The sequence below is a fragment of the Clostridium sp. AF37-5 genome (assembly GCF_003477605.1).
Lineage (GTDB): Bacteria > Bacillota > Clostridia > Lachnospirales > Lachnospiraceae > Eubacterium_F.
The window spans coordinates 192,188-212,110 of sequence record NZ_QUDR01000002.1 but is presented as its reverse complement, the minus strand read 5'-3'; the positions used below and the strand labels follow the sequence as shown (position 1 = coordinate 212,110).

The following is a 19,923-nucleotide window of genomic DNA, read 5'->3' as shown; positions in this document are numbered from 1 at the left end:
TTTGTTCTATAAAAATATTGCACACGATTCTAGTACAATGGGTACTTATCCGTCAATTCCTTAACAATTGCCTTTGCTTTTTCTGTATTTGCTTCATGGTCATCAATCAGCATTGCAATTGCCTCAGCAATCTGATCCATATCATCCGGATTCATGCCACGGCTTGAAACCGCTGCTGTTCCCAGACGAATACCACTCGTTACAAATGGAGACTGTGGATCATTTGGAATTGTATTCTTATTTGCTGTGATATTAGCATCATCCAGCCATTTTTCTACTTCTTTACCGGTCAGACCTTTGGCAGCCAAATCAACCAACATCAAGTGGTTGTCCGTACCACCGGAAACAATATCAATGCCGCGTTTCTGCAATCCCTTGCAGAGAGCCTGTGCATTATCAATGATACGTTTTCCGTACTCTTTAAAACTTGGGTCCAATGCTTCTTTAAAGCAAAGTGCTTTAGCAGCAATCACATGCATCAAAGGACCACCCTGAATACCAGGGAAAATTGCTTTATTTAACTTATGCTCCGTAGCAAATTCTTCAGAAGAAAGAATCATACCGCCACGAGGTCCACGCAGTGTTTTGTGTGTTGTCGTTGTTGTTACATGAGCATATGGAATCGGGCTTTCATGATAACCGGAAGCAACCAGTCCTGCGATATGAGCCATATCTACCATCAGATAAGCACCAACTTCATCTGCAATTTCACGGAATCTCTTGAAGTCAATCTTACGACAGTAAGCACTTGCACCGGCAATAATCATTTTCGGTTTGCACTCTTTGGCAATGCGCTCTACTTCGTCATAATCAATAAATCCTGCGTCATTCACACCGTACGGTACGATGTGATAATAGGTTCCGGAAATATTTGCCGGGCTTCCATGTGAAAGATGTCCGCCGTGATCAAGGTTCATTCCCATAACTGTCTCGCCCGGTTTAACCAAAGCAAAGAATACAGCCATGTTTGCCTGAGCACCGGAATGTGGCTGAACATTTGCATAAGTACAGCCAAACAGTTTCTTGGCGCGGTCTCTTGCCAAATCTTCCACGATGTCCACATACTGGCATCCGCCATAATAACGTTTGCCCGGATAACCTTCTGCATATTTGTTTGTCAGTGTGCTTCCCATGGCAGCCATTACGGCTTTGCTGACAAAGTTTTCTGAAGCAATTAACTCAATGTGGTCATTCTGACGACCGGTTTCCTGTTCCATTGCTTTTGCCAATTCAGGATCGGCATTTTTTACCTCATCAAATGAATACATAAATTCTCTCCTTTTTTATTTATTGTAAAGCGTTTTACGCCTCATCAATTGCTTTTCCGATATCATGTCTCATATACTTATTTGAAAAATCAATCCAGTTTGTTGCTTCATAAGCATTCTTTCTTGCCTCTTTCAAATCTTTTCCCTTTGCCGTCACACCAAGTACGCGGCCTCCATTTGTCACGATGCCCTCATCCGTAAGTTTCGTGCCGGCATGGAATACATAATAACCATCTTTACCATCAAATTTTTCAAAACCTGTGATTACTTTGCCTTTTTCGTAATGCTCCGGGTAACCATCGGAAGCAAGTACAACACAAACCGCTGCATTGTCCTCAAATTGAAGGTCAATCTCATCGAGTTTACCATCGATGCAGGCATTCATCACATCAATAATATCATTTTTCATACGCGGAAGAACGACCTGAGCCTCCGGGTCACCAAATCTGGCATTGTACTCTAATACTTTTGGTCCATCTTCTGTAAGCATCAAGCCGACAAACAAAATTCCGACAAAATCTCTGCCTTCTTTTTTCATCGCATCCATCGTAGGCTGATATACTTTTTCTTCACAGAATTTCTGAACCTCATCCGTATAAAACGGACTTGGTGAAAAGGTACCCATTCCACCAGTGTTCAATCCCTTATCACCATCTTTGGCACGTTTGTGATCCTGTGCACTTGTCATTGGTTTGATATGTGTACCATCGCAATAACAAAGCACAGATACCTCACGTCCGGTCATAAACTCTTCAATAACAATTTCATTTCCGGCATCACCAAACTGCTTGTCTAACATCAATGTCTTAACACCAGCTTTTGCTTCTTCTAAGTTGTTGCAAATCAAAACACCTTTTCCAAGTGCAAGCCCGTCCGCCTTCAAAACGATTGGCATTTTTGCCGTCTCAAGATAAGCCAGTGCCTCATCCGGATTCGTAAAGTTCTCATAGGCTGCCGTAGGAATATTGTATTTCTTCATCAAATCTTTTGAGAATGCTTTGGATCCTTCGATAATCGCTGCATTTTTTCTCGGTCCGAATACACGGAGTCCACGTGCCTCAAACACATCAACCACACCGCCTACCAATGGGTCATCCATACCGATAATCGTCAAATCAATCTGATTTTTTTCTGCAAAATCAGCCAGTTTGTCAAATTCCATTGCGGTAATATCAACACATTCTGCAATCTGTCCGATTCCGGCATTTCCCGGCGCACAATATATTTTTTCCACTTGATTACTTTTTGCTACACTTGCTGCAATGGCATGTTCACGGCCACCGCTTCCTACAATAAGAACTTTCACGAGATATCCTCCTAACTGTTATTTACGTTTTACAATTCCATCCACAATTTCTAATTTACCATTGGCAATTAAATCAATTGCTTCCGGAAGAATTTTCCATTCTGCCTGTTCCATCACACGCTTTTGCAATACTTCCGGCGTGTCATCATCAAGCACTTCTACTGCTTTTTGTAAAATAATCGGGCCACTGTCAGTTCCCTCATCAACAAAATGAACCGTTGCCCCCGTCACTTTATTTCCTCTTGCCAAAACACTTTCATGTACCTTAAGGCCATAATATCCGGCACCGCAATGCGACGGAATCAAAGACGGATGAATATTTATAATACGTCCCTCAAACGCTTTTACAAAATTCTCCGGCAAAATCACAAGATACCCGGCTAATACAACTAAATCAATCTGTTTGTCATTTAAACAACGAATCAGTGCTTCTCCAAAAGCGTTTCGATTCTCATAATCTTTGGGAACAAGGACTTCAGAAGAAATTCCTGCCTTTTTCGCACGCTCTAAGGCATACGCTCCCGGCTTATTACTGATAACAAGTGCAAGCTCCGTATTTGTAATCGTGCCCGCCGCTGCTGCATCAATAATTGCCTGAAGATTTGTTCCGCCACCGGATACACAAACGGCTGCTCTTAGCATAACGTAATTCCTTTCTCGCCATCTACGATTTCACCCATGATATAAGGTGTCTCTCCGGCTGCTTTGATTGCCTCAACGGTTTTATCTACGTCCTGCTTATCTACTGCTGTAATCATACCAACACCCATGTTATATGTATTAAACATTGCCTCTTCTGCAATCGAGCCATCGGATGCCAGCATTTTGAAAATAGGCGGAATCACAAAACTATCTTTCTTAATTTTTGCATGAGTTCCCTCTTTTAACATTCTAGGAATGTTCTCATAGAATCCACCACCTGTGATATGGCTGCATGCTTTAATCCGCACGCCTGCCTCTTTAATCTGACGGAGTGCTTTGACATAAATCTTTGTCGGAGTAAGAAGTGTCTCACCCAAAGTCAAGTCACTTTCAAGAGACTCATATTTCTGGTTTAATGTTTCTTCCTTCATGGAAAATACACTGCGGACCAGTGAATAACCATTACTGTGAATACCGGAAGAAGCCATACCTACTAAAACATCGCCGGCTTTCAAATCTTTGCCGGTAATCATATCTTTTTTATCTACGATACCGACAGAAAATCCTGCCAAATCATACTCGTCAATCGGATAAAAGCCAGGCATCTCAGCTGTCTCTCCACCAATCAGTGCGGAATCTGCCTGACGGCATCCGTCTGCTACACCACTTACAATTTTCGCAATTTTTTCCGGTTCATTTTTACCACATGCAATATAATCCAAGAAAAACAGCGGTTCACCACCGGCACATGCAATATCATTTACACACATTGCCACACAGTCAATACCAATTGTATCATGCTTATCCAAAATAAAAGCCAATTTAAGTTTTGTTCCTACACCATCTGTGCCGGAAACCAATGTTGGTTCTTCCATGCCAACAAACTTTTTCATCGAAAATGCACCTGAAAAACCACCGATATCCGTCAATACTTCCGGTCTCATAGTCGATGCAATGTGCTCTTTCATCAGCGATACTGCCTTATAACCTGCCTCAATGTCAACTCCTGCTTTTTTGTAATCCATCTTTGAAATTCCTCCTATATATTGTGCATATCAAAATTCATTGTACCATCTTTTGTACTATCGGTCAACGAATCTTAAATTTCATTTTTTTCGTACCGGAATAATTGCCAACACCTTTTATATAAAGAAGTGCCGTACCTTTTTTCTTGTTTTTCCGATAGGAAAGAATGTAATCTCTTTTTTTCTTTAACTTCTTTCCGCCAAGTTTTACCGTTACTTTCGGCTTAACAGCCTTACCGGTACGTGCATAAACTGCTTTCAAGCCGGTAACACTTGCTTTTTTCACAGAGGCACGGACAATCGTAAAGGAAGCCGTCAATGTACCGGAATAATTGCCCTTTCCAGTGACAACAATGCCGGCAGATCCACGTTTTTTATTGTTTTTATAAAGTAATGTATAATCGGTATTGTTCCTCAAAATCTTACCATTCCAAACAACCTGAATCAAAGGTTTCACCTGTTTTCCGGTATAACTGTATTTTGCTTTACATCCAGTAATTACCGCACTTGCCATTGTCTCCGGACGAATGGTAAAGGTTTTCGTAAGTGAATTTGTATAAACACCTTTGCCACAAATCACTAGTTTTGCAGTACCAACATTTTTGTTTGATAAGTAGGTTACGGAATAATCCAAATCCTGCACAAGCTTAACTCCATTTAACGAAACAGTAAACGAAGGGGTCAGAGCAGTTCCGCTGTAACGATAGCTTCCAAGGGAAGATACTGTCGCTTTCGCAATGGAGAACTCCAATTTTGAAAGTGACGTCTCCGCTGTTTCCAATGTAGTCAAATTTGCCACATAAGCTTTCTGTGCCTCACTGAGCGCATCATAGGCCTTTCTTGCACTCTCAATGCGGTCCTTTGCCTTTGCATTCACTGTACCAATCTGATTAATCAATGAGGATACACGGAGTGCTGCATTCATATTTTCTGCATCTAACTGCCTCTCAATAGCCTCTAACTGATTCAAATAAGAGCTTCCAAAATATCTCTTCTGACGATCCGTCATCTGCTCGTAGTCTGCGCGGAGTTTTTTCACCGTATCCTCATCTAACAGAGAATAACCGCCCTCTCCGCTCCGGAGTGTATCAACCTGAATACGCAGGGCACTTGCCACCTGTACATCGGCATTAATCTCACGAAGAGAATCAATATTATAAATAGCTGCCTGTTTGTCCTCATCCAAAGACGCATATGCATTTAAAAGACTCTCAATCTGCAATTTCTTCGAACACATTAAAGCATCTTCCGTCTCTTCAATCTGTCGAATACTTTTAAGCATTTCCAAACGGTCGGTTGCTTCATCCAGTGTTGACAGATTCGAAATCAAATCCGATATATCACAAATTCCGCTGTAAGAATTAACAAATAAACGATAGGATTTGTATGCCTGCTCATAACGTTTGGTGAAATCTTCAAATTCATCATCCGACGCTGCCGTACCAATATCTGTAATCTGTTTTTTTACTTCCTCACAGTTTGTATTTAACAATACGGCATTGTTCATCTTTTTCACAAGTTCAGGTGCCACCAAATCCTGCTCATCCGCAGTAAGTTCCTGATTGTAGTAGCGGTAAGCACGAAGTGCCGCGGTAAGTTCTGTTTTATTCTTCGGCGTTTCTGAGGTCAATGCAATCATTTCCTCAAAGGTCTCAATGTTGCGGTACTGAGTCAGCACATACTGAATTGCCTCTCCACGGTAATAGTCGTAAACCGAAAGTGAAAAATTGCTGGCCGCACCGGCATCTACTGCATCCTGCAATACATCCAGTTTTTCTTTTACGGTATCGTCAAGAACATCATAGACACCTAAATCATCATATGCCTGCTCAACGTCTGCGATAATATTTGCTTTTTCATATTTCTCGTAATTTTCAAACAAGGAATTTTTCATTGCTTTGATTAAACAGTCTGCATATTTTGTATAACGGCGGAGTTCCGCAAATTTACTTTCATACAATCCATAGGCTGTTTTTGCGGACTGAACATCTTCTAAAAATAAGTTATAATCACCGGCAGAAGCATCTGCCTTTAGCATTTCAATTCGTAAAAATGCGCGATCTGCACTGTCTACCAGTTCCAAAAGTTCGCGAATCTGATTCAGTGCATTCACATCATCCGCATCCACTGCCGCTTTTATGTGAGCAGAAGCATTTGCATAACTCTCACTTGCCGTCTTATAATTTTCTCTTGTTAAAGGCCTTGCTAACATGGCATCTACTGCTGTATGAATCGGTGCTGCCAGTTCCTCTAATGCCGCATTCTGTGCATCGGCATAATCCTGATAGAATTTCTGCACGGACTGATAACGGGTAACGGTCTCTGTTGTTGTCTCATCCTCTCCCGGTACCTCCGATGTCGTCTTTGTGGCAACATACGCATCCAATGTGTCAATCTCAGATGTGCTAAGCCCCGTTTGAAGTAATTTTCCTAATTTATCCACTTCATCTGCCAGTTCTTCCGAAAATGTGTAATCTTCCGGCGCAGGTGCAGCAGTCAATATAGTATCAATACAAAGTTTTGCCTGCTCAAGTGCCGAAACTTCCTCTGCCGAAACCGGCATCACCGGCAGAATACTTATCATCATCAATAGTGCACTCCATAAAGCAATCCATTTTTTCAATCTCATCATCCTCCATATTCCTATGCTTTCTCAACATCTGTTATTGGATGTTACAACAATATATTTTACCTTGTATTTGAAAAAATAGCAATAAGAAATCCTTTTCTTTCTATGAATTTTCTGATACAATAGGCAGGGAAGATAAAATTACAAAGGAGGTACACGAAAATGTCAAAGAAAAGAGGTTCTTTGCTTTCTTATCGCCCGGATATTAAAGTGGTAGATGCTACTCTTCGGGATGGAGGACTTGTGAATGATTTCCGTTTTACGGAAGATTTTGTACGTGATTTATACGCTGCGAATGTTGCAGCTGGCATAGATTATATGGAATTTGGCTATAAAGCATCCAAAGATATTTTTGACCCGAAAGATTTCGGACCATGGAAATTCTGTGAAGAGGCTGACCTTCGCAACATCGTTGGTGACAACGATACGGATATGAAAATTGCTGTTATGGCAGACGTTGGCCGATGCAATTACAAACGTGACATTATCCCACGTGAGGAAAGTGTCATTGATCTGGTTCGTATTGCAACATACATCAATACCATTCCGGCAGCTCTTGATATGGTAAGACACTGCAAAAATATGGGCTACGAAACAACGATTAACATTATGGCGATTTCCAACGCAAAGGAATCAGAAATCACAGAAGCACTGCAGCTGATTGGAGAAAGCGAAGTCGATGGTATTTACTTAGTAGACAGTTACGGCTCTCTCTATATGGAGCAGATTGATGACTTATCTGACCAATATTTGGAGGCAGCTGAAAATACTGGTAAATTTACCGGTATACATGCACATAACAACCAGCAGTTAGCCTTTGCCAACACAATCACCGCTCTTACTAGGGGTGTCAGCTACTTAGACGCCACTGTAAACGGCATGGGCCGCGGTGCCGGAAACTGTGCCAGCGAGCAGTTGTTAGGATTTTTGAAAAATCCTAAGTATGATATTATTCCGCTTCTTAAGTTTTTGGAAAAACATATCGTGCCCTTAAAAGAGTCCGGTGTTGTCTGGGGATATAACATTCCCTATCTTTTGACCGGTCAGATGAACCGTCACCCGCGTTCTGCGATTGCGGCAACAAAGGAAAAACGCACTGACTTTCTTAACTTTTACTTAGAATTAGGTGATAAAGACTGATCTCCGATTTCAAAAAGAGGCATATCCTTTGATATGCCCCTTTTTTTTTGATTTTTTATTTTGCTATGTGTGCCTCGACATTTTTCTTTGTTTGCTGCAAATTTGTTTCTAATCGCTTTAACTCTGTGATGGCTTGTTTTGCATCCTCTTCTGTCGTATCCTCAATCTTTTCATCTACCTTTTTTGACATCGACGTAAGTTTATCTTTCATCTTTGCAAAATCAGCATCTGCCTCAATGTGATTTTTCTGAATCATCGTCTCAATTTCCTTGTATAACGATAACACCTGGCTTTTCTTTGTCTGCACTTCTTTTTTGGTCTCCTCCGTAACAGAATCTGACTGACATCCCGTCACACTTACAACCATAAGCGAAAGACTCAAGAAAAGACTCACTAATTTCCTTTTCATATCATCCATCCTTTCCTATCACTGTTTTTCCCAGAAAGTACCTTCTCTGGTATCTTTTAACACAATCCCTTTTGCCAGCAATTCCTCGCGGATTACATCAGCTTTTGCGAAATCTTTTGCTTTTTTTGCTTCTTTTCTCTCTTCTATTTTTTTCTCAACATAAGAAGCCAGTTCATCGTCCACATCTGCCTCTTTTTCTTCCCACGCTTTCTCTAGCTGCAAAGAAAGTACTTCATCCATGCTCTGCACTAACACACGTTTCGAAGCATCCGAAAGTTCTGCCTTTAACATATCATATAAAACAGTAATTGCCGAACTGGTGTTAATATCATGAGAAAGTGCCTCTGCAAATTTCATCTTCCATTCTTCGCACGCAGCCGTATCCACTTCTCCATCTGTTGATAGATTGGCAATTCTCTTTACTAACTTATCATACGCACTTACTACATTATCCAGTGCATCCCACGAAAATTCAAGCGGCTTGCGGTAATGTGACTGTAAACAGAAGAAACGGTATGCCATCGGATTATATCCTTTTTCCTCTAAAAGAGAAACTGTCAAAAATTCACCCTTTGACTTACTCATTTTCCCATTCTTCGTATTTAAATGATTGACATGGAACCAGTAATTACACCACTTATGACCGATATAGGCCTCGCTCTGGGCAATCTCATTCGTATGGTGAGGAAAAATGTTATCGACACCACCACAGTGAATATCCATATATTCTCCCAAATGTTTCATACTAATGCAGGAGCACTCAATATGCCATCCCGGATAACCAACACCCCAAGGGCTGTCCCACTTCAATTCCTGATTATCAAACTTCGATTTGGTAAACCAAAGAACAAAGTCTGTCTTATTTCTCTTATTTGTATCTTCTTCAACATCCTCGCGGACACCAACCTGCAAATCCTCTTCATTCTGAGAAGATAAAACATAATAATTATCCAATTTTGAGGTATCAAAGTACACATTCTCTCCTGCAATATAAGCATATCCTTTTTCCAAGAGCACCTCAATCATGTGAATAAATTCCGGAATACAGTTTGTCGCAGGTTCTACAACATCCGGACGTTTGATGCTCAACTTTTCGCAGTCAGCCATGAATGCATCCGTGTAAAAGCGGGCGATATCCATAACTGTCTTATGCTCTCTTTTCGCTCCCTTTAGCATCTTGTCTTCCCCGGTATCACCGTCACTTGTCAAATGTCCGACATCCGTAATATTCATGACGCGTTTTACATCGTAGCCAACATAACGCAGGTATTTTTCAAGTACATCTTCCATAATGTAACTGCGAAGATTTCCAATGTGTGCAAAATGGTACACCGTCGGTCCACAGGTATACATCGCAACTTTTCCTTCTTCGTTTGGCACAAACTCATCCACTGACTTTGTCAAAGTATTATATAAATACGTTTTGATATCCATCATTGCTCTTTGTCTCTCTTTCTAACTTTTTGCTTTTCTTCCATTATAAAAAGCACCTGAACATTTTTCAAGTGCTTTTTATGAATCTTATCATTTTGCCAGTTTTTCAATGCCTTTAAATTTTTTAATGATATCGTCTACCGACAATTTATCGACAAGGAAATAATCCATGCCGTTTTTCTCTACCCGGTAAAAGTTAATTCCGTCATAAGGCAGGTAACGAACAGTTACATCACGGTTATTCTCGTGGTACACAATTGTGAGGACCGGCTTACTGCTCTTTGGTTTTACTTTATTATCCGCTTTTCCGGAATACTCAAGCAGATAAGCAAGTGAATACGGCGATAAGAAGTCTCTCTCGTCATCATCTGAAATCTTCTTGCCATTTAATGTCCAGATATTCTTCACACTGCTATCCGTTGCATTATTAACTGCAGTTCCGCTTTCGGTTGTCGCAGCAGTCGGTGTTGCAGTTGTCTTTGAAGTATCCTTTTTCACGGTTTTACGTGTTACAGAAAGTGTTGTATTGCCGTATGTGACATCATATCCTTTTATGCTTGTCGCAAGTACAGAATACACACAGTGGTCCATATTGGTATAGGCATCAAGTTTTGTAATCTTTTCAATCGTGTCCGAACTCATCGTATACACATTCCGGCTTCCTTTTTCACAGACGTAATACGAATCTTTTGTCTTTTTCCCAATCAAAAGATTTAACGACTTATACATTCTTTTGTTCTCCGGAATGATATAGGAAGCATCCGAAGAGGATGAGGACGAAGACGAATCGGACACCATAGCATTTGGTGTTGCCGTAGCTGTCGGTGTATAACCATCCTTTGGCTGGTAGAAATCTACCGTAATCGCAGAATTTGGCGAATCCAGTCCGTATTTCTTAAGGTTCTTGCAGTCATACTCCACCATTTTCTCATATTTCAGAACCGTAAAGTAACCAAGCACTGAACTCCACTCCGACTGACTGGTTGCCAGTGGTTTCGCATACGGTGCCGTAATATTCCAATTAGAGTAAAAATCAACTTTTTCTGCATCCGTCACCTTTTTTGCTGCAAAATCATTGCCTTTTTTATTCTTTACAGAAAATGCAGTCAAATAATCATCATCAATTTCAGGTAGTGTATCCATCTTGATGAAACTAATCTCATCTACGTTAAATGCCGTAATCATCGCGGTATTCAAGCAGTAAATTTCATCATGTCCTGAACATTTTGCGTAGTAGCCCATATCTGATTTTGGCACCTCACTTCCAATCTGATACTGATAGGAAGCGCCGTCTTTTGTCTCAATCGCAACTGTAAATGCCGGTGTTTTCAAACCGTAGTCGGAAAGATTTCCGGATTTAGCTGAAAACTTCTGTGTTGCTTTCACAGGATTAACATTTTTTACCATAGAAGATATCGTCTCATCCGATACCGGAGCACTTTCTTTTCCGTCAATCTTCCATGTCCCCTTTTTCTTCTGGGAAAGTTTCCACGCCTGTTTACCTTTCTTTGTCAAGGTAATCGAAGAAATGTTATCAGACGTAATGGTATCCAATGTAATTTTGGCATTGTCCGAACCGGAATCCGTTGAGTTCGATTCACTTGTCGAACTGCTGTCTGCATCTTTGTCTGATGATTTACCGCGTGGAATCACAAAATAAAGGACCAAACAAATAATCAGTACCACCACAAGGGCAATCATCGTAATGGCATTCTTTTTCTTACTTGACATTATTTTTTCCTCCTTCGGTTCCAAATCAGGAATCCGCAAAGCAGCAGGGCAAGTGGAAGAACTACAACAAGCAAAGCTGTCCAAAAGGTAATATCACCGGAGTTTAACTGTACTGTCTCTTCTAAGAGGGAGCGATCCGGAATATTTAATACTTTAATCTCATCTCCGCCATCACCGACAAGCCACTTCAGGGCGTTTACTAAAATTGCACGGTTATTGTACTGCTCTGCCATCTGGGTACCGATAATACTTGTTGTTGAGCCATAACTGCTGTTTGGCACATCCATAAAGGCAACGGAACCAATCGCAAAAATCTTCGTTGCATGGCCTTCACCCTTTGTATTTTCCGCATATTTATCTTCTGCGGTCATCGCTACACTGAAAGGTCCTGCCTGGTCACTGTCTTTTTTCTCCAAATCCTGTGTATCTTCTTTATCACTGATTTTGCGTGCATAGGATTTATCCGATGTCGTCAAAACCGATTGAACAGTCAATGTGCTTCGCACTTTCTTATCTGCCGTCATTCCTTTACTGTACCAGGAAAGAACGTCTTTTGTGCTCAAATCCGATGTCAAATCACTGTCTTTACTTACCTGCGGTGTCAAAAGCATATAGGCACTGCTTCCATAAGAAGCAAAGTAATTATCCGGATCAAGTACATAACCGGACTGGACATTAATGCCGTAATCTTTTAACAGCTTATTGTAGTACGGTGTATCCACTGTATAATTCAGCAAAAAGATTGCCTTTCCGCCATTTTTCAAGTAAGTACTCAGATACTTATACTCGTTTTCTGTAATATCGGCAGCAGGACTGTACAAAATAAGCAAGCTGCAGTCATCCGGCACTTTTGTATTTTTCGTCAAATCAAAGTCTTCCTTCTCCAATCCGTTTTTCGAGAGAAGTTCTGTAAAGTCATCATTTAAGGACTGCATGCTGTGACCGCCGCCCACGTAAACTTTCTTTGTATTTTTTAATGTTACTTTCTGAATTGCCGACGTAACTGCCGACTCTAACTTCAAGGATTTTGGAACCTGCTCCATAGAACCGGAAGAAGTGTCATACGTCATTTCAATCATATCACTCTGAAATGACAAATACTGTGATTTTCCGTTTTTGTTATTCACCACAATCATGTCATTATCCTGCACACTCTCGCTTGTGTATTTTTTCGCAAAGTTCGGATAAAGAACCGGGTTCTTCTTCTCAACCTTCACCGTTCCCAAACCATCGTAAAGTTTAATGATATTCTCGACATTAATCGTCTTTGTATAAGAACTCGTCTGTGCCTCATGTCCATCTTCCACCAAATAATAAATGGTAATGTCATCCTTTAATCCTTTGACATACGAAATCGTATCGGATGACAGGGAATACAAATAATCCGAGTTCATATCTTTTGACCAGTTCATTCTGGCAATTACAACATTAACAAGCACTACTACGGCAAGCACAATTACCATCGTAATTGTCTGAAAACTTCCCATCTTAAATTTACGGCTTGCAAATTTTTTCTTTTCATTTTTATTCCTGCTCATGATATCCTCCTTTTCCACGCATCCTAATTATAGCGTTGTTTCTTAATTCTCTGAATCGTAAAGAATACAAACAGAAAACTAACACTCACATAATATAACATCGCGCTCACATCCAAAATACCATATGTGAAGTTTGTGTACCGGTCCGTAAATGAAATCGCACTTAACACGTTGTACAGCAAACCATCAAAATGGGATGAGAAAAAGAAATACAAAACAAACAGGACAATTTCAGCCACAAGTCCAACAAGCGCCGAAACCCATTTGTTATGAATCCAAAAATTCAAGGCAAATGCCAGCAAAACAATTAAGGCTGCGAAGAAACATACCATAAAAATTTTACTGGATGGAAGCATATTTGCAAGACTTGTCATCAGCATCGTGAAAATATTGATAACACCAATAGCAACGGCTGCAATCACCTGACTCTCCGTCAAAGAAGAAACAAACACGCCAATGGCAATGTAAGCACATCCCATCAAAAAGAAGCCAAGCGTGCTGCCATAAGCAACCGCATAATTTACCGTGTAAGAAGTACTTCCCTCTTCTGCTACGCTGCGCACTAAATTCTGTAAAATAATCGGATAAAGTGACACAATCAAAAGACCAATTGCAAATAATGTAACTAACGCTAAATATTTTCCAAGTACGACTTTATTAATCGAAATTGGTGACGTATATAACAACTGGTCCGTTTTCTGATGTTTCTCGTCCGCCATACTTTTCATCGTAAGTACCGGAATCAGGAGCAGAATAAAGAAAATCTCAATGGCTCCATAAACGGTAGAAAAGTTCAGCGAACCACCGGACAAATTATACAGGAAGAAAAACAATCCGGTCAGCACCAAGAAAAACGCCAGAAACACCCACGCAATGGCAGATGTAAAATAGGACTTTAATTCCTTTTTATAAATCGCTCTCATCTTATTTTCCCTCCTTTTTTCTTCTGCGGCTGTTTCGCTCCGCCATCTGACGGCTGCCATTTCCGGTCAGGCGAATGAAGGTTTCCTCAAGAGAAGGCTCCTTCGTATGCATTTCTAAAATAGCACATTTATTCTCAGCCAACGCATAAAAGACCGTCTCACGGATATCCGAATCTGCCTCAGAAATAACCATAGCTTTACAGATTTCATCGTCTTCAGAATCGGTCACTTTATATTCTGTAATATGTTCAATGCCCGATAAAATACTGCGGACTAATTCTTTATTTCCCTTAATCTCCATCGTCAGTTCATGCGTCTGCTCAATGTGTGCGGAAATGTTTTCCGGTTTATCTTTGACAATCATCTTACCTTCATTGATAATGATAATCTCATTACATACCGCACTAACTTCCTGCATGATATGGGAACTTAACAAAATCGTATGCTTCTCGCTCAAGTCACGAATCAAATCGCGGATTTCCAAAATCTGTTTTGGGTCAAGTCCAACCGTCGGTTCATCAAAAATAAGGATTTCCGGGTCGCCAACCATCGCGCCGGCAATTCCCACACGCTGTTTGTAACCTTTGGATAAGTTTTTAATCAGACGCTCCGATACATCCGTAATTTTCGCACGGCGCATGACTTTAGAAATCATAGCATCCTTCTTATCTCTTTTTACTTTCTTTATATCACAGACAAAACTTAAGTACTCTCTAACAAGCATATCCGGATAAAGCGGCGGCATCTCCGGAAGATATCCGATTTTTTTCTTCGCTTTCTCCGGCTCATCAAATATGTCTACACCATCTATCTCAATCGTGCCCTCTGTCGCAGAGATGTAACCGGTAATCATGTTCATTGTTGTTGATTTTCCGGCACCATTTGGTCCTAAGAAGCCAACAATCTGTCCTTTTTCAACGGTAAAAGTCAGGTCATCCACTACATTTCGATTACCATAACGCTTTACCAGATGTTCTACTTTAATCAACGTTTGAACCTCCTTTATGTTCATTCACCATAAGGGCTCACTTAATCAAACCCATACCCACATACTATACAATGTAAATGTTACGAAATTATGAACAATTGACACTTCCATAAAAAAGGAGTAGAATACACGAGAGTGAAAAGATGCAAAGGAGAATGAGAAAATGAGTTTCCATTATAAAAAAGAAGTGATCTCTCCGGAAGTGCTTCAGGAATTGTACTCCCTAACACCGGAGCAGAAAGAACAAAAAGAAATTCGCGATGCACAAATCCGCGCAATTATTACAGGTGAATCGGACAAATTTTTGTTGATTATCGGGCCATGTTCTGCTGACCATGAAGATTCTGTCTGTGAATATATTACCCGCCTTGCAAAAATGCAGGAAAAAGTAGAAGAAAAAATTCTGATTGTTCCACGAATTTATACAAACAAACCAAGAACTACCGGCGAGGGTTACAAAGGAATCGTTCACCAGCCTGACCCAGAAAAAGCACCTGACTTTATGGAGGGCTTGATTGCCATGAGAAAGATGCACCTTCGTGCGATTTCCGAAACCGGCCTTTTCTCTGCGGATGAAATGCTCTATCCGGAAAACTGGCCATACATCAGCGATATTTTATCTTATGTAGCCGTTGGTGCCCGCTCTGTAGAAGACCAGCAGCACCGTATGACCGTCAGCGGCATGGATGTTCCGGCAGGTATGAAAAATCCAACCAGTGGTGATTTTTCCGTTATGTTAAATTCCTGTATTGCTGCCCAGTCCTCACATACTTTCCTGTATCGTGGACATGAGGTAACAACAGACGGAAATCCATTGGCACACACTATTCTTCGCGGTGCCGTAAATAAACATGGACAGAATATTCCAAACTACCACTATGAAGATTTGGAACGTCTGCATGAGAAATATTCACTTCTCAACCTGCACAACCCGGCATGTATTGTTGATGCCAACCATTCCAATTCCGGCAAAAAACACTATGAGCAGCCTAGAATCGTGGATGAAGTGCTGCACAGCCGTTTGGTAAATCCTGCTATCGCCGAATTAGTTAAGGGTGTTATGGTAGAAAGTTATCTGCTTCCGGGCAACCAAAAAGTCAATGAGCACGAATACGGAAAATCCATCACAGACCCTTGTCTTGGATGGGATGAAACCGAGCGCTTAATTGATAAAATCGCAAGCCACTTATAAGATTTTCTTCATCAGTGGCAAATTCCATTTAACTTCAATCAGACAGGCAGTTATAAAGGTAAAAATCATAAGAACAATTGTGATTTTTCCTCGCTTTGGCTGCCTGTTTTCTGTTGTCGCATAAAACAAAAAAAGATATAACGGCGCCAGTAAAAAGACCTGTGGAATCAGACTGGCAAAGTAGACAATGACGCCAAATGCACTTTTGGCATATAAAAAAAAGACAAATAAAAAACCGTTTCTTATTCCGGTATAAACGACAAATATCTTCTGACTCACCGGTCCTGCCGGACTTATTGCTAAAAGCCATATTAAGGCAAAATACTTTCCATGATTCCACAAAGAACGAAACCATTCCGTGAAAAACGCAGTTTCTTTTGTCCATGTCTTTGTATTATTTTCTAAAGTTGCCTGTAAAATTTCACGAAATGAATTTTGAAAACAGTAATAAAAAACAGCCCCACACAAAAAGCCGATTAGAAAACAGAGACTTATCTTTTGCAGAAATTCTCTATTTAACAATCGGCTGTGATTTGTTCGATGATGTTTATACATATGTCCACTCCTCTCAGGCAGTGCCTTTTACAAGGTATGTGGACAAAGCCTGTATTATTCCTGATTCTTATGTTTTAACATCTGATATGCCATAATACCGGCAATGGTTTTTCCATCTGTAATCCGGCCACCAAAAATCATCGCATTTAATTCTTCCAGCGAATAGCGTTCAATCTGAACAAATTCATTTTCATCCAAATGCTGCTTCGATGGAATTAACTTTTCCGTATAGTAAATCGCAATTTTTTCACTTGTATAGGCAGCAGCTGAGTGATAATCCACCAAATGATAAATCTCATCCGAACGATACCCGATTTCCTCTTCTAACTCTCTCGCTGCACAGACAAGAAAATCTTCCTCCAAAGAATCTCTTCCTCCTGCCGGGATTTCTAACAGCAAATCGTCAATTGCACCGCGGTACTGTCGTACTAAAATGATTTTTCCATCCTCATCCACCGGAATAATGGCGGAAGCCCCTTTGTGCTCCAACACATCCCAGTAAGCTGTATTGCCATTTGGCACTTTGAGTTCGTAAGTATAAAAATCCAAAATATGTCCATGATGTTCCAGTTTTTTACCCACAATTTGAAACTTTTCCATTATGATTCACCACCTGCCAATATTCCTTAATTTTTAAAACTATGAATTGGTGCCGGAATTCGGCCGGTTCTGGTTACAAAATCATCGCATCCAAACGGATTTACCGGCATAATCGGTGCATATCCTAAAAGTCCGCCAAATTCTGCCTGGTCACCAACATCTTTACCCTGTACCGGAATCAGACGAACAGCTGTCGTCTTCTGATTTACCATACCAATCGCCATCTCATCCGCAATGATACCGGCAATCGTTGTTTCCTTCGTATCTCCCGGAATTGCAATCATATCCAGACCAACGGAGCAGACACACGTCATTGCTTCGAGTTTTTCAAGTGTCAATGCACCCTCGGTTACAGCATCAATCATTCCCTGATCCTCGCTGACCGGAATGAAAGCACCACTTAAACCGCCGACATAAGATGATGCCATAACGCCGCCCTTTTTCACCTGATCGTTAAGCATTGCAAGTGCTGCTGTTGTACCCGGTGCTCCGGCACGCTCTAATCCAAGGGATTCAAAAATCTCTGCAATACTGTCTCCAACTGCCGGTGTCGGTGCTAACGACAAATCGATAATGCCAAATGGAACCCCAAGACGTTTGGATGCTTCATGAGCAACTAACTGTCCAACACGCGTAATCTTAAATGCTGTCTTTTTAATTGTCTCACAAACGGTACTAAAATCTTTTCCTTTTACTTTATCCAGTGCCGTTTTTACAACACCGGGTCCGCTGACACCAACATTAATTACGGCATCCCCTTCTGTTACGCCGTGGAATGCGCCCGCCATAAACGGATTATCATCCGGCGCATTACAAAAGACAACCAACTTAGCACAGCCGATGGAATCATTATCTTTTGTGAGTACCGCTGTCTCTTTCACAACTTTACCCATCAAAAGAATCGCATCCATATCAAGTCCTGTCTTTGTAGAACCGACATTTACTGAGCTACAGATATATTCTGTTGTTGCAAGTGCTTTTGGAATCGATAAAATCAGGTTTTTATCTGCCTGCGTCATCTTTTTCGATACCAGTGCCGTATAGCCGCCGATAAAGTTTACACCTACTGTTTTTGCTGCACGGTCAAGTGTCTGTGCAATCTTAACAAAATCATCCGGTGTCTTGCACGCAGAGCCACCAATCAAAGCAATTGGTGTAACGGAAATTCGTTTGTTTACAATCGGAATTCCAAATTCTTTGCCAATTTCTTCTCCGGTTGCAACCAGATCTTTTGCCATCGTCGTAATCTTTTTATATACGTTGTCACAAAGTTTATTCAAATCCGAATCAATACAATCCAAAAGGCTGATACCAAGAGTAATCGTACGCACATCCAGATTTTCTTTATCAATCATTTTATTTGTTTCAATGACTTCATTTATATTTATCATAGTTAAGCCTCCGTAATCTAATCCTTATAAGCGATGCATCTTGTCAAAAATCTCTTCCCTCTGTACACGGATTACGCAGCCGATTTCTTCGCCCAAATTTTCCAACTCTTCGGAAGCATCCACGAAGGATTTTGTAAGCTTTGCAAAGTCAACAATCATCATCATATTAAAATATCCATCTACAATTGTCTGAGAAATATCTAAAATATTGATGTCGTTTTCTGCTAAGTAAGTACATACTTTTGCAATAATGCCTACGCTGTCCTTTCCTACTACGGTAATTATTGTCTTTTTCATTTCTTCCTCCATTCTGAAATAGTTTTCTATTTCATAATTATTGTATCGTCAACAGTTTTGTCGGCGCCATACGGTCTGCCACTAACAACTCTGTATCCATCTTTTTCCAAACTGGGTTTTGTTCCAATTCATAACTTACGGTCTGATAGGCAAGTTCCGGAAAATTATTTTCCTTGCTCAAATGACCCAGTAAAATATGCTGCAAACCGGGATGCAGCACTTTTTCAATCAGTCTTGCCGAGGCATCGTTGCTCAAATGCCCCTTTTCACCGAGAATCCTCATTTTAAGTGAGTACGGATAACTGCCAACCTGCAACAGGTTAATATCATGGTTTGCCTCTAAAAGCAGGGAATCGCAGTCTTTCAAATGGTCTACGATTTCATTGGAAAAGCAGCCCATATCGGTTGCAACTCCGATTTTTTTCGATTCTGACTGCACCGTATAACAAACGGGATTTGCCGCATCGTGGGAAATTCTAACCGGCATAATCTCCATATCTTCAATCGAAACCGCCTTTTCCGGCACAACCGCATGGAACAAATCTTCGGAAACACCTTTCATATCACCTTTTTCCCATATTGCCTCAATCGTTTCCTTCGTAGCATAAACAGGAATCTGGTACTTGCGCAGTACCGGTCCTAAACCACAAATATGATCGGTATGCTCATGTGTAATAAAAATGGCATGAAGGTTTTCTATCGGAAAATTTTCCTCCATTAAGCCCTCCCGAATCCGTTTCATGCTAATCCCTGCATCAATTAAAATCCGGGCTTCTTCGCCACCGACATAAATACAATTGCCACTGCTTCCGCTGGCAATACTATATAACTGCATGTGTTTCCACCTCAATTTGT

Annotated in this window: 17 protein-coding genes and 1 pseudogene; 2 read left to right on the top strand and 16 right to left on the bottom strand. The window is 40.7% G+C overall.

Features of this window, described 5'->3' with window-relative positions; all coding sequences use genetic code 11:
* Window positions 1-29: 29 nt before the first annotated feature.
* The 5 genes from glyA to DW019_RS02470 form a co-directional block, all read right to left on the bottom strand.
* Window positions 30-1,268 (bottom strand): serine hydroxymethyltransferase, encoded by a 1,239-nt coding sequence (gene glyA / locus DW019_RS02490; protein ID WP_022376745.1) that lies wholly within the window; start codon window positions 1,266-1,268, stop codon window positions 30-32.
* 34 nt (window positions 1,269-1,302) lie between these two features.
* Window positions 1,303-2,574 (bottom strand): phosphoribosylamine--glycine ligase, encoded by a 1,272-nt coding sequence (gene purD / locus DW019_RS02485; protein WP_022376744.1) that lies wholly within the window; start codon window positions 2,572-2,574, stop codon window positions 1,303-1,305.
* Between the two features lie 18 nt (window positions 2,575-2,592).
* Window positions 2,593-3,216 (bottom strand): phosphoribosylglycinamide formyltransferase, encoded by a 624-nt coding sequence (gene purN / locus DW019_RS02480; RefSeq protein WP_118442416.1) that lies wholly within the window; start codon window positions 3,214-3,216, stop codon window positions 2,593-2,595.
* Complete coding sequence (purM, locus tag DW019_RS02475; RefSeq protein ID WP_117479865.1) at window positions 3,210-4,241, bottom strand: phosphoribosylformylglycinamidine cyclo-ligase; 1,032 nt, start codon at window positions 4,239-4,241, stop codon at window positions 3,210-3,212. The genes purN and purM overlap by 7 nt, the downstream gene beginning before the upstream one ends.
* A gap of 64 nt (window positions 4,242-4,305) precedes the next feature.
* Window positions 4,306-6,864, bottom strand: coding sequence for a hypothetical protein (locus DW019_RS02470; RefSeq protein WP_118442415.1), 2,559 nt, complete (start codon window positions 6,862-6,864; stop codon window positions 4,306-4,308).
* 168 nt (window positions 6,865-7,032) lie between these two features.
* On the opposite strand from DW019_RS02470, the gene DW019_RS02465 reads away from it, so the two are divergent.
* Window positions 7,033-8,010, top strand: coding sequence for an aldolase catalytic domain-containing protein (locus DW019_RS02465; RefSeq protein ID WP_117479861.1), 978 nt, complete (start codon window positions 7,033-7,035; stop codon window positions 8,008-8,010).
* A 55-nt stretch (window positions 8,011-8,065) separates the two neighbouring features.
* Here the strand turns inward: DW019_RS02465 and DW019_RS02460 are convergent, their stop codons facing one another.
* The 6 genes from DW019_RS02460 to DW019_RS02435 all read right to left on the bottom strand — a co-directional run bounded on the left by DW019_RS02460 (window position 8,066) and on the right by DW019_RS02435 (window position 15,033).
* Window positions 8,066-8,419 (bottom strand): hypothetical protein, encoded by a 354-nt coding sequence (locus DW019_RS02460; protein WP_022376739.1) that lies wholly within the window; start codon window positions 8,417-8,419, stop codon window positions 8,066-8,068.
* Window positions 8,420-8,437: 18 nt separating this feature from the next.
* On the bottom strand, window positions 8,438-9,856 hold the full coding sequence (gene cysS, locus DW019_RS02455; RefSeq protein ID WP_347474399.1) for a cysteine--tRNA ligase: 1,419 nt from the start codon (window positions 9,854-9,856) through the stop codon (window positions 8,438-8,440).
* An 87-nt stretch (window positions 9,857-9,943) separates the two neighbouring features.
* Complete coding sequence (locus DW019_RS02450) at window positions 9,944-11,584, bottom strand: DUF4340 domain-containing protein (RefSeq protein WP_118442414.1); 1,641 nt, start codon at window positions 11,582-11,584, stop codon at window positions 9,944-9,946.
* Window positions 11,584-13,122 (bottom strand): GldG family protein, encoded by a 1,539-nt coding sequence (locus DW019_RS02445; protein ID WP_117479484.1) that lies wholly within the window; start codon window positions 13,120-13,122, stop codon window positions 11,584-11,586. Before DW019_RS02445 ends, DW019_RS02450 begins: the two co-directional genes overlap by 1 nt.
* Before the next feature lie 23 nt (window positions 13,123-13,145).
* Entirely contained in the window at window positions 13,146-14,045 is a 900-nt protein-coding gene (locus DW019_RS02440; RefSeq protein WP_022376735.1) for an ABC transporter permease, read from the bottom strand.
* 1 nt (window position 14,046) lies between these two features.
* Window positions 14,047-15,033: an ABC transporter ATP-binding protein gene (locus DW019_RS02435; RefSeq protein ID WP_118442413.1), complete on the bottom strand. Its 987-nt coding sequence runs from the start codon at window positions 15,031-15,033 to the stop codon at window positions 14,047-14,049.
* Between the two features lie 160 nt (window positions 15,034-15,193).
* Between DW019_RS02435 and DW019_RS02430 the strand changes: the two are divergent.
* Window positions 15,194-16,225: pseudogene (locus tag DW019_RS02430) on the top strand (3-deoxy-7-phosphoheptulonate synthase); the annotation flags it as partial.
* Here the strand turns inward: DW019_RS02430 and DW019_RS02425 are convergent.
* From DW019_RS02425 to DW019_RS02405, 5 genes are read right to left on the bottom strand one after another with little or no spacing between them, the layout of a single operon-like run.
* Window positions 16,220-16,780 carry a hypothetical protein gene (locus DW019_RS02425; protein WP_118442411.1) on the bottom strand — a complete coding sequence of 187 codons (561 nt, stop codon included), beginning with the start codon at window positions 16,778-16,780 and terminating at the stop codon, window positions 16,220-16,222. The pseudogene DW019_RS02430 and the gene DW019_RS02425 overlap by 6 nt on opposite strands.
* 54 nt (window positions 16,781-16,834) lie before the next feature.
* Window positions 16,835-17,380 (bottom strand): NUDIX hydrolase, encoded by a 546-nt coding sequence (locus DW019_RS02420; protein ID WP_118442410.1) that lies wholly within the window; start codon window positions 17,378-17,380, stop codon window positions 16,835-16,837.
* 26 nt (window positions 17,381-17,406) lie between these two features.
* The gene (locus DW019_RS02415; protein ID WP_118442409.1) at window positions 17,407-18,771 is read right to left on the bottom strand and encodes a PFL family protein; all 1,365 of its coding nucleotides are present in this window, start codon (window positions 18,769-18,771) and stop codon (window positions 17,407-17,409) included.
* 24 nt (window positions 18,772-18,795) lie between these two features.
* Window positions 18,796-19,068: an ACT domain-containing protein gene (locus tag DW019_RS02410; RefSeq protein WP_022376729.1), complete on the bottom strand. Its 273-nt coding sequence runs from the start codon at window positions 19,066-19,068 to the stop codon at window positions 18,796-18,798.
* A gap of 37 nt (window positions 19,069-19,105) precedes the next feature.
* Window positions 19,106-19,903 (bottom strand): MBL fold metallo-hydrolase, encoded by a 798-nt coding sequence (locus DW019_RS02405; RefSeq protein WP_022376728.1) that lies wholly within the window; start codon window positions 19,901-19,903, stop codon window positions 19,106-19,108.
* Window positions 19,904-19,923: the final 20 nt, after the last annotated feature.

Coding starts and splice junctions, on each gene's coding strand:
- glyA (WP_022376745.1), bottom strand. CDS start 1,268: ATGTATTCATTTGATGAGGTAAAAAATGCCGATCCTGAATTGGCAAAA.
- purN (WP_118442416.1), bottom strand. CDS start 3,216: ATGCTAAGAGCAGCCGTTTGTGTATCCGGTGGCGGAACAAATCTTCAG.
- purM (WP_117479865.1), bottom strand. CDS start 4,241: ATGGATTACAAAAAAGCAGGAGTTGACATTGAGGCAGGTTATAAGGCA.
- DW019_RS02465 (WP_117479861.1), top strand. CDS start 7,033: ATGTCAAAGAAAAGAGGTTCTTTGCTTTCTTATCGCCCGGATATTAAA.
- DW019_RS02460 (WP_022376739.1), bottom strand. CDS start 8,419: ATGAAAAGGAAATTAGTGAGTCTTTTCTTGAGTCTTTCGCTTATGGTT.
- cysS (WP_347474399.1), bottom strand. CDS start 9,856: ATGATGGATATCAAAACGTATTTATATAATACTTTGACAAAGTCAGTG.
- DW019_RS02450 (WP_118442414.1), bottom strand. CDS start 11,584: ATGTCAAGTAAGAAAAAGAATGCCATTACGATGATTGCCCTTGTGGTG.
- DW019_RS02445 (WP_117479484.1), bottom strand. CDS start 13,122: ATGAGCAGGAATAAAAATGAAAAGAAAAAATTTGCAAGCCGTAAATTT.
- DW019_RS02440 (WP_022376735.1), bottom strand. CDS start 14,045: ATGAGAGCGATTTATAAAAAGGAATTAAAGTCCTATTTTACATCTGCC.
- DW019_RS02425 (WP_118442411.1), bottom strand. CDS start 16,780: ATGTATAAACATCATCGAACAAATCACAGCCGATTGTTAAATAGAGAA.
- DW019_RS02420 (WP_118442410.1), bottom strand. CDS start 17,380: ATGGAAAAGTTTCAAATTGTGGGTAAAAAACTGGAACATCATGGACAT.
- DW019_RS02415 (WP_118442409.1), bottom strand. CDS start 18,771: ATGATAAATATAAATGAAGTCATTGAAACAAATAAAATGATTGATAAA.
- DW019_RS02410 (WP_022376729.1), bottom strand. CDS start 19,068: ATGAAAAAGACAATAATTACCGTAGTAGGAAAGGACAGCGTAGGCATT.
- DW019_RS02405 (WP_022376728.1), bottom strand. CDS start 19,903: ATGCAGTTATATAGTATTGCCAGCGGAAGCAGTGGCAATTGTATTTAT.